Source organism: Actinomadura sp. WAC 06369 (assembly GCF_003947565.1).
Classification (GTDB): domain Bacteria; phylum Actinomycetota; class Actinomycetes; order Streptosporangiales; family Streptosporangiaceae; genus Spirillospora; species Spirillospora rifamycini.
The window spans coordinates 1-238 of the sequence record NZ_QHJN01000450.1 but is presented as its reverse complement, the minus strand read 5'-3'; the positions used below and the strand labels follow the sequence as shown (position 1 = coordinate 238).

At 77.3% G+C, this 238-nt stretch carries 1 pseudogene; it reads right to left on the bottom strand.

What is annotated here, in order from left to right:
• Positions 1–238: pseudogene (locus tag DMH08_RS39875) on the bottom strand (hypothetical protein); the annotation flags it as partial.

The window sequence follows — 238 nt, the reverse complement described above, 5'->3', positions numbered from 1 at the left end:
GCTCGGCGGCCTGGCGCTCGACGGGGTCGGTGAAGGACGCCGGGTCGGGCACGGACTCGCCGAGCGGGAGGCCCTGGCCGGGGTTGGTGCCCCAGGTGACGAACGGGGTCAGCTCGGCGGCCTGGCGCTCGACGGGGTCGGTGAAGGACGCCGGGTCGGGCACGGACTCGCCGAGCGGGAGGCCCTGGCCGGGGTTGGTGCCCCAGGTGACGAACGGGGTCAGCTCGGCGGCCTGGCG